The 883-nt window shown below is 60.0% G+C and carries 1 rRNA gene (cut by a window edge); it reads right to left on the minus strand.

Annotated features, from left to right (window positions below):
• Positions 1-883, minus strand: a 23S ribosomal RNA gene (locus tag ABDZ81_RS18100) (its annotated part continues 462 nt past the right edge of the window); the annotation flags it as partial.

Genomic DNA, 883 nt, shown 5'->3' on the forward strand with positions numbered 1-883 from the left:
CGTCACCACGCGGTCCACACGAGCTCTCGCCCGTGCTTCCACCCACGTGGAGCGCCAACCTACTCGATCACCCTGTGACGGGTGCGGCCAGGTCTCGGTGATGGATTTGAGCCCCGATCATTTTGGGCGCCCCGAACCTCGGCCGGTAAGCTGTTACGCTTTTCTTAGAGGGTAGCTGCTTCTAAGCTCACCTCCCGGCTGTCTGGGGCTCGGGACCACCTTCAGAGGATTGCACTTAATCCATACTTGGGGACCTTAACCCGGCAGTGGGTTGTCTCCCTTCTGGTACACAGGCTTACCCCGTGCACCGGAATCCTTGGGTCAACAGCGTTCGTAGGTTCGGAGTTCGACAGGCGGGCCGACCCCTCTCGGGGGCGGGACCGCCAATCGGTGGCTCTACCCCACGAACTACCTCGCCAAAGGTCATGCTTCGACATGTTTCGGTTGGAACCAGCTGTTGCCGAGCTCGATGGGCCTTTCACCCCTATACGCGAGTCACGAGAGGGTATTGTAGGACACCAACTCTAACAGGCCTCCACGTGCCTTTCGGCACGCTTCACCTTGCTCGCGCATAGATCGCTCGGATTCGGGTCGGATCCATTTGACTCCCCGCGCTTGAACACGGCGGCCCTCGGGCAAAGCCCTGCGGCCATGTCGGTTTCCCTGCGCCTTCCCCGATACTCGGGTTAGACTCGTCAAACAGATCCACTCCCTGGCTCGTTTTTCAAAACGCACGACGGAACATCGGCTCCCCACGATTCCTACTAGAAGCTCGCGCTTCGGTCGTTTTTCGTGGGGCCTTGTATGCCCCGTCGCTCAGTGGCCGACTGAGTTCAGGCCCTATTGCACCTCCCTTCTCGGGGTGCTTTTCAGCGTTCGCTCA

It is taken from the genome of Natronoarchaeum mannanilyticum, assembly GCF_039522665.1.
Classification (GTDB): Archaea; Halobacteriota; Halobacteria; order Halobacteriales; family Natronoarchaeaceae; genus Natronoarchaeum; species Natronoarchaeum mannanilyticum.